At 72.5% G+C, this 7,809-nt stretch carries 5 protein-coding genes and 1 pseudogene; 3 read left to right on the plus strand and 3 right to left on the minus strand.

The window, feature by feature from the left end; all coding sequences use genetic code 11:
* Nucleotides 1-432: 432 nt before the first annotated feature.
* Entirely contained in the window at nt 433-1,224 is a 792-nt protein-coding gene (locus tag SSBG_RS01365) for a metal-dependent hydrolase (protein ID WP_008744445.1), read from the minus strand.
* Nucleotides 1,225-1,318: 94 nt separating this feature from the next.
* Here SSBG_RS01365 and SSBG_RS01370 point away from each other — a divergent pair, with 94 nt between their 5' ends.
* Nucleotides 1,319-3,892: a DEAD/DEAH box helicase gene (locus tag SSBG_RS01370; protein WP_008744446.1), complete on the plus strand. Its 2,574-nt coding sequence runs from the start codon at nt 1,319-1,321 to the stop codon at nt 3,890-3,892.
* A gap of 105 nt (nt 3,893-3,997) precedes the next feature.
* Nucleotides 3,998-4,954, plus strand: a complete 957-nt coding sequence (locus tag SSBG_RS01375; protein WP_008744447.1) for an acyl-CoA thioesterase — start codon at nt 3,998-4,000, stop codon at nt 4,952-4,954.
* A gap of 1,165 nt (nt 4,955-6,119) precedes the next feature.
* On the opposite strand, the pseudogene SSBG_RS35975 reads toward SSBG_RS01375, so the two are convergent.
* Nucleotides 6,120-6,815: pseudogene (locus SSBG_RS35975) on the minus strand (DUF6397 family protein); the annotation flags it as partial.
* Between the two features lie 240 nt (nt 6,816-7,055).
* Entirely contained in the window at nt 7,056-7,457 is a 402-nt protein-coding gene (locus SSBG_RS01385; protein WP_008744449.1) for a roadblock/LC7 domain-containing protein, read from the minus strand.
* Nucleotides 7,458-7,553: 96 nt separating this feature from the next.
* On the opposite strand from SSBG_RS01385, the gene SSBG_RS01390 reads away from it, so the two are divergent.
* Nucleotides 7,554-7,809: PPOX class F420-dependent oxidoreductase (locus SSBG_RS01390; RefSeq protein WP_158677733.1), on the plus strand; the 256-nt coding region annotated here is incomplete at its 3' end.

Below are 7,809 nucleotides of genomic sequence, written 5' to 3' on the forward strand. Positions count from 1 at the left end.
ACCGGCCCGCCGGAGCCGAGGCCGGGGGCGACGAGCGGCAGAGCGGGACAGCGCCGACCGGGCGCCGGGCGCGACAGGGTCGGGCTGGTCAGCCGGGCAGATCCCCGGGGTTTGGGAGGGCTGGCCGGGCGGAACCTGGGAACGGGGCCGGGACACGGCGCCCGGGACACCGGGTCCTCGTCCTTCCGGCTGGTCGCCGTGCGCGTCGACGGTCCAGTCGCGCCTCGCTGGCCCCCTCCGCGACGGCACGCCGGGGCAGCACGTGGGTGGGACCCGCCGAAACGCTTGCGGGCCCCTCGCGCGGCCCCTCACCGGGACGCGCAAGCCGTGACGGCAGCGGTAGGAGGGGCTGGACGGGCCCGGACAAGAGTCTTTCTCGGGGATGAAGCCCGCCGTGGTCCGTCTCCGGAGGCTGGTGGGTCCCCCGGCCCGTCAGACCACGTTGAGGGCGAAGAGGCCGCCGACCGCGCCGAGGGCCATGAAGATCGGCATGAGGATCTTCAGCTCGACCCAGCTTCCGGCCCGGAAGCGCATGAACTTCGGGGGGCCGAGCGGGTACCACAGCCTGCGGGCTATCGGGAGCGGCCACAGGATGGGGGCGCCGGAGACGGTGATGGCGTCGCCGATGTCGTGCACGAGCGCACCGAGCACGATCGGCAGGCCGAGCCACACATAAGCCTGGCCGTCGCCCGCGAAGAGCCAGTGCGCGCCGTTGCCCGGCCGGTCCAGGAAGTCGGCGAGCATCCACGCGCTGGTCGCGCCGAGGAGCCACACGAGCACGTCGCTGGAGACCCGCGCCTGCCGCCACAGCAGGCCCTCGATGGCGAGCACCATGTGGACGAAAAGGATGCCGAGGACGGCCCAGCGTCCGACCGCGACGGCGAGCGCCGACGCCCCCGCGCCCATGAGGACGGCCCAGACGAGGGTGTGCGTCAGGGTGCGGTGGCCGCCGTTCCTACGGGGGTCCTTCTTGCCGCGGGTGGCTTTGTAGACCCCGTAGGAGAGCGCGTCCACGAAGTTGCAGAGCGCTTTGCTGACCGGCCCGAAGGCCCGGGAAATCGTCGCCGACTTGTGGTCGAGGTCGGGCGCGAGGGCCGCCCCGGCGGTGATGAGCGCCCCGACGAGCAGTACCGGCCAGGGCATCGCGTGGCCGTTGGCCGCCGCGAGCGCGCCGACCCCGAGCCAGGCCGCGGCCCCGGAGAGCGCGTGTGCCGGTCCCATCATGAGCGTGTTCCCCCACCTTCGACGCACCGCTGTGCAGTTGACGTCCCGTCCCGCTTCCCTCCGCCCGGACGAGCGATCCCTCACCCTACCGGTCGTGATCTTCGTGTCCTCCGCCGATTCCCCCTCCCCGGCGGCGAAAGGGCAAGATGGGGGCGTGACCCTTATCGATCAGCTCCCTGCGACCCCCGATCCCGATGCCCTCTACGAAGCCTTCGCCTCGTGGACGGAGAGCCGGGGGATCACCCTGTACCCGGCCCAGGAGGAGGCGCTGATCGAGGTGGTCTCGGGGGCGAACGTCATCCTCTCGACGCCCACCGGCTCCGGCAAGAGCCTGGTCGCCGCCGGGGCGCACTTCACGGCACTGGCGCAGGACAAGGTCACCTTCTACACCGCGCCGATCAAGGCACTCGTCTCGGAGAAGTTCTTCGACCTGTGCAAGATGTTCGGCACCGAGAACGTCGGGATGCTCACGGGCGACGCCTCGGTCAACGCCGACGCCCCCGTCATCTGCTGCACCGCCGAGGTCCTCGCCTCGATCGCGCTGCGCGACGGCAAGGACGCCGACATCGGTCAGGTCGTCATGGACGAGTTCCACTTCTACGCGGAGCCCGACCGGGGCTGGGCCTGGCAGATCCCGCTGCTCGAACTGCCCCAGGCGCAGTTCGTCCTGATGTCCGCGACGCTCGGTGACGTCGCGCTCTTCGAGAAGGACCTCACCCGCCGCACGGGCCGGCCGACCTCCGTCGTGCGCTCCGCGACGCGCCCGGTGCCGCTCTCCTACGAGTACAAGCTGACCCCGCTCACCGAGACGCTGACCGAACTGCTCGACACGCGGCAGGCGCCGGTCTACATCGTGCACTTCACGCAGGCGCAGGCGGTGGAACGCGCGCAGGCGCTCATGAGCATCAACATGTGCACGCGCGAGGAGAAGGACCGCATCGCGGAGCTGATCGGCAACTTCCGTTTCACCACCAAGTTCGGCCGCAACCTGTCGCGCTACGTACGGCACGGGATCGGTGTGCACCACGCGGGGATGCTGCCGAAATACCGGCGCCTGGTCGAGAAGCTGGCGCAGGCGGGGCTCCTCAAGGTCATCTGCGGGACGGACACCCTCGGTGTCGGCGTCAACGTGCCGATCCGTACGGTCCTCTTCACCGCGCTGACGAAGTACGACGGGAACCGGGTGCGGACCCTGCGCGCGCGGGAGTTCCACCAGATCGCCGGGCGGGCCGGGCGGGCCGGGTTCGACACGGCGGGGCTGGTCGTCGGGCAGGCTCCCGAGCACGTCATCGAGAACGAGAAGGCGCTCGCGAAGGCCGGTGACGACCCGAAGAAGCGGCGCAAGGTCGTGCGCAAGAAGGCCCCTGAGGGGTTCGTCGCCTGGAGCGACAAGACCTTCGAGAAACTCATCGCGTCCGAGCCCGAGCCGTTGACCTCCCGGTTCCGGGTGACGCACACGATGCTGCTCGCGGTGATCGCCCGCCCGGGCAACGCCTTCGACGCGATGCGCCATCTCCTGGAGGACAACCACGAGCCGCGCCGGCAGCAGTTGCGGCACATCCGCCGCGCCATCGCGATCTACCGCTCGCTTCTCGACGGCGGCATCGTGGAGCGCCTGGACGAGCCCGACGCGGAGGGCCGCATCGTCCGCCTCACCGTGGACCTCCAGCAGGACTTCGCGCTCAACCAGCCGCTCTCCACCTTCGCGCTCGCGGCCTTCGACCTGCTCGACCCGGATTCGCCCTCGTACGCGCTCGACCTCGTCTCGGTGGTCGAGTCCACGCTCGACGACCCGCGCCAGATCCTCGCCGCGCAGCAGAACAAGGCGCGCGGCGAGGCGGTCGCCGCGATGAAGGCGGACGGCGTCGAGTACGAGGAGCGGATGGAGCGGCTCCAGGAGGTCGGCTACCCCAAGCCGCTGGAGGAACTGCTCTTCCACGCCTACGACACCTACCGCAGGAGCCACCCGTGGGTCGGTGACCACCCGCTGTCGCCGAAGTCCGTGGTGCGGGACATGTACGAGCGGGCGCTGACCTTCACCGAGTACGTCTCGCTGTACGAGCTGGCGCGCACCGAGGGCATCGTGCTGCGGTACCTCGCCTCCGCGTACAAGGCCCTGGAGCACACCGTCCCCGACGACCTCAAGTCGGAGGACCTGGAGGACCTGATCGCGTGGCTCGGCGAGCTGGTGCGCCAGGTGGACTCCAGCCTGCTCGACGAGTGGGAACAGCTCGCCAACCCGGAGGACATGACGGCCGAGGAGGCCCAGGAGAAGGCCGACCAGGTCAAGCCGGTGACGGCCAACGCGCGCGCCTTCCGGGTGCTCGTGCGCAACGCGATGTTCCGGCGCGTCGAGCTGGCCGCGCTGGACCGGGTGGACGAGCTGGGCGCGATGGACGCCGAGGCGGGCTGGGACGCGGACGCCTGGGGCGAGGCGATGGACGCCTACTGGGACGCGCACGAGGAGCTGGGCACGGGGCCCGACGCGCGCGGCCCGAAGCTGTTGCTCATCGAGGAACGGCCGCAGGAGGCGCTGTGGCGGGTGCGGCAGATCTTCGACGACCCGGAGGACGACCACGACTGGGGCATCAGCGCCGAGGTGGACCTGACCGCCTCGGACGCGGAGGGCCGCGCGGTGGTCCGGGTGACGTCGGTGGGGCAGCTCTGAGCCGCGCCCGTGGCCGGCGTGGTCCCCGGGGCCGCGCCGGTGTCCCCTCCCCGAGCCCGTGCCGGTCCGGCGCGGGGCGTGCTGCGTGAAAGGGCGGACGTGACCATGGCCGACACGGGCGGGCCCGTGCCCGAGCGTCTGGTGGACCTCCTCGACCTGGAGCGGATCGAGGTGAACATCTTCCGGGGCCGGAGCCCCGACGAGTCGCTGCAACGCGTCTTCGGCGGACAGGTCGCCGGACAGGCGCTCGTCGCGGCCGGCCGGACGGTGGACACGGGCCGTCCCGTGCATTCGCTGCACGCGTACTTCCTGCGTCCGGGCCGCCCGGGGGTGCCGATCGTCTACGAGGTGGAGCGGGTACGGGACGGCCGGAGCTTCTCGACGCGGCGGGTGACGGCCGTGCAGCAGGGCCGCACGATCTTCGCCCTGACGGCTTCCTTCCACGTGCCCGAGGAGGGTGCCTTCGCGCACCAGCTGCCGCCGACGGGTCCCGGGCCGCTCGTGGACCCCGAGTCGCTCCCCCGGCTCGCCGACGAGGTCCGCGCCCACCTCGGCGGGGTGCCGGTCGAGCTGGAGCGGATGGCGCGACGACAGCCCTTCGACATCCGCTACGTGAACCGCTTGCGGTGGACGCCCGAGGAGACGGCGGGCGCCGAGCCGCGCAGCGCCGTGTGGATGCGGGCGGTGACGCCGCTCGGCGACGACCCGCTCGTGCACACGTGCGCGCTCGCCTACGTGAGCGATACGACGCTGCTCGACGCCGTGCGGCTCCCGGTGGAGCCGCTGTGGGGCGACCGGCTGCTCGACCTCGCCTCGCTCGACCACGCGATGTGGTTCCACCGGCCGTTCCGCGCGGACGAATGGCTCCTCTACGAGCAGGAGTCGCCGGTCGCCACGGGCGGGCTCGGGCTGGCCAGGGGCCGGATCTACGACCGGGCGGGCGCACTGCTCGTCTCGGTCGTGCAGGAGGGACTGTTCCGGCCACGCGGCGGCATCCAGGTGCGGACCGGCGAGACGCCGCACGAGCAGGACGGCGAGACGCCGCAGAAGCAGCGCGGCTAGCCGCCGCACGGGGCGGCGCGGGCCCGGTGCCGTGTGCACCCGCACCACCCGGAGCCGGAACCGGAGCCCGGCGCGGAGCCGGACGGAAGCACACGCGGGACGCGACGTGGCCGTCCCTGCGAGGCCACCGCATGAACCACCGCCGTGACCGCCGGTCGCCGGGGCCGTCCCCCTCGTCCACGCGCAGCGAGGGACAGCAGGGCGGCGGGGCGGAGGAGGCGCCCGGCGCGGCACAGGGGTGGGAGCAGCAGCGGCGCGGGATCGGGGACAGGGGCTGCGCGGGAAGAGACGGGACGGGTGAGGGCCCGTCCGCCTCGGCGGCCGGGCGCCCAGTCGTGCGGGGGAGCCGGGCGGTGGGGGACGAGGGGCCGGGTCCCTGATCCGGGGAAGCCTGGTTCACGGGCGTGGCCGCGCGCGGCGAGGGAGAGCGCGGCTCGGCCGGGGCGGGACGCGCGGGCTGGACGGCGGGCGGGGACGCGAGCGCGTGAGCCGGTACCAGGTCCGAAGGCTTCCGGACCGGGAGCGTAGGCCGGAGCCCGGACGGCCGCCCCGCCGGGGGCGGGCTCCCGGGCGGCGAGGCGCCATGGCGGCCTTCCGGGGGCGGCGGTGCCCACGGAGCCGGGAACGTCGCGGCGCCTCGCGCCGTCCGGCCGGGCGGCGCGGCCGCCGACGTCCCCGTCGGGGAGTGCGGCGCAGAGGGAGCCGACCCCAGCACGGGCACGGGCACGGGCACCCGAGCAACATCGGGCGGCACAGCACCGGACGCAGAACGCGCGGCAGCGGAGGCGTACGGCTCGGAATCCGACGCGGACGGGACAGGACACGGGATCGGAAGTCCTGCGGGAGAACGCCTCGGGTCCCAAGCCACAGCGGGTCCGGCGGACGGGGGCGTAGGGGCCGGGCACGGGCCGGGGCCCGGGAACCGCGACCGGTCGGCGCGAGCACCGTGGGGGCGTGGCGACGGGAGCGAGTACGAGGTAGCGGGCTCGTGATGCTTCCGCTCCGGGGACGAGGCGGATCGCGGGGAGGGAGCCGACCGCAGAGGCTGGGCGGGCGGGCCCTGCGGCGCGGAGAACGCCGGAAGACGCCGTGGTGTGGTCGCGACAGGGGCTCGGCGGTCGGTCCGGGCGAGGGCGAGTTCGTGGAGGAACCCGGCCCGGACGGCGGTGAGTTCGTCGGGCTCCTGGGCCGTTGTCAGGGCGGGGAGGGCGGTCGCTTCCCGGGTGGGGCCGAGGCGGCGCAGGTACCCGTACTCGTCGGGGTCCACCAGACGGGCCGTCTCCTCGGGACCGAGCTGGACCGCGAGGAAAGCCGCTCTTTCCCAGGGGTCGGAGCTGAGCCGGGGCAGGCAGGCACGCCGTCGTTCCCGCCACTGTGCGGGCCGCCAGTCGCCCTCCGCCGTGGAGCGGAGGGCGACCGGGAGCCTGCCGACGAGCAGTTCGGGCCTGCGCCGCCCCAGCTCCGCGACCTCCGTGGCGAGGTAGGTCCAGACGACGGCCCGGTACCGGTTGAGATGGAAGGCGAGTGGCGCGAGCAGACCCAGCTTGGCCAGGCGGGTGAAGCGGTGCGGGGCGATACCGAGCAGTTCGGCGGCCTCGGCGGTACCCACGCTCCGCACCGCCTCGCGAAGAGCGACCGGGAAGCGCGGCGCGGACCGCTGCCGCTCGATGTCCACCACGGCGAAGCGGCGCGGGAGGGCGCCGTGCGGCGGCACGGAGGGCAGCAGGCCCAGCACAGCCGCCCGCTCCCCCTCCTCGGCCGTCAACTCCAGCCGGTGAAAAGCCCGTTCAGGAGCGAGCAAGTCACCCCGGGCGAACCCCTCGTCCGCCGTTCTCATTGTCGTCGCACCACGTACCGCCATATCGTCCCCCTCGGAGCCGAACCTTGGGACAGACCGTAGGCGAAGGGACGGACAGCACCTTCCGACCACTTGTGGATAACTCGGTGGTAACCGGATAGTCAGCTCTTCAACGCGTTGATGATCGGACTTTCACCGCGCCCTGTGCACAAGACAGGCCACCTGCGCGGGCACTTCCGCAAGCCCCGGACCACCCCGCCCTCCGCACGCGCACGCCCCCGCACCCGCGCCGCCGCCGTCTCCTCAGTCCGCCGCTCCCGGCCGCCGGGAGTCCACCCCGAGGTGCTCCCCCACCTTGCTCACCAGCAGCGTCATCTCGTAGGCCACCTGTCCCACGTCCGCGTCCGAGCCGCTCAGCACGCACAGGCAGCTGCCGTCGCCCGCCGCCGTGACGAAAAGCAGCGCCTCGTCGAACTCGATGACCGTCTGCCGTACCTTACCCACCTGGAAATGCGCGCCCGAGCCCTTGGCGAGGCTGTGCAGGCCGGAGGCGACCGCCGCGAGATGCTCGGCGTCCTCCCGCGCGAGATCGGCACTGAGGCCGGTGACCAGGCCGTCGCTGGAGAGCACCAGAGCGTGCTTGATGTGCTCGACACGCTGGGTCAGTTCGTCGAGAAGCCACCCCAGTCTTGCGTTCCGTTCCACGTTCCGCTCTCCCCGTCCGCAGCCGCTCCCCCCGTTCGGAGGAAGCCTTCGGCAAGCCTTCCCCACCGTTCGGCGGACAGCAAGGATGATGAGCATATGACCCACAAAATGACCGATGAGGAATGGCGGGCCTTCGTCTCGGAAGGCACGCGAACGGCGAAGCTGGCCACCGTGCGGGCGGACGGGAGTCCGCACATCGCCCCGATCTGGTTCGTTCTGGATGGTTCGGACCTCGTCTTCAACACGGGCGAGCGGACCGTCAAGGGGCGGAATCTGGCCCGCGACGGGCGTGTCGCGCTGTGCGTGGACGACGAGCGCCCTCCGTTCTCCTTCGTCACGATCGAGGGCTCCG

The sequence above is a fragment of the Streptomyces sp. SPB074 genome (genome assembly GCF_000154905.1).
In the GTDB taxonomy this organism is placed as follows: Bacteria; Actinomycetota; Actinomycetes; order Streptomycetales; family Streptomycetaceae; genus Streptomyces.

Excerpts from the sequence above, each read along its gene's own strand:
- SSBG_RS01375 (WP_008744447.1), top strand. The coding sequence starts at position 3,998 with ATGGCCGACACGGGCGGGCCCGTGCCCGAGCGTCTGGTGGACCTCCTC.
- SSBG_RS01365 (WP_008744445.1), bottom strand. The coding sequence starts at position 1,224 with ATGATGGGACCGGCACACGCGCTCTCCGGGGCCGCGGCCTGGCTCGGG.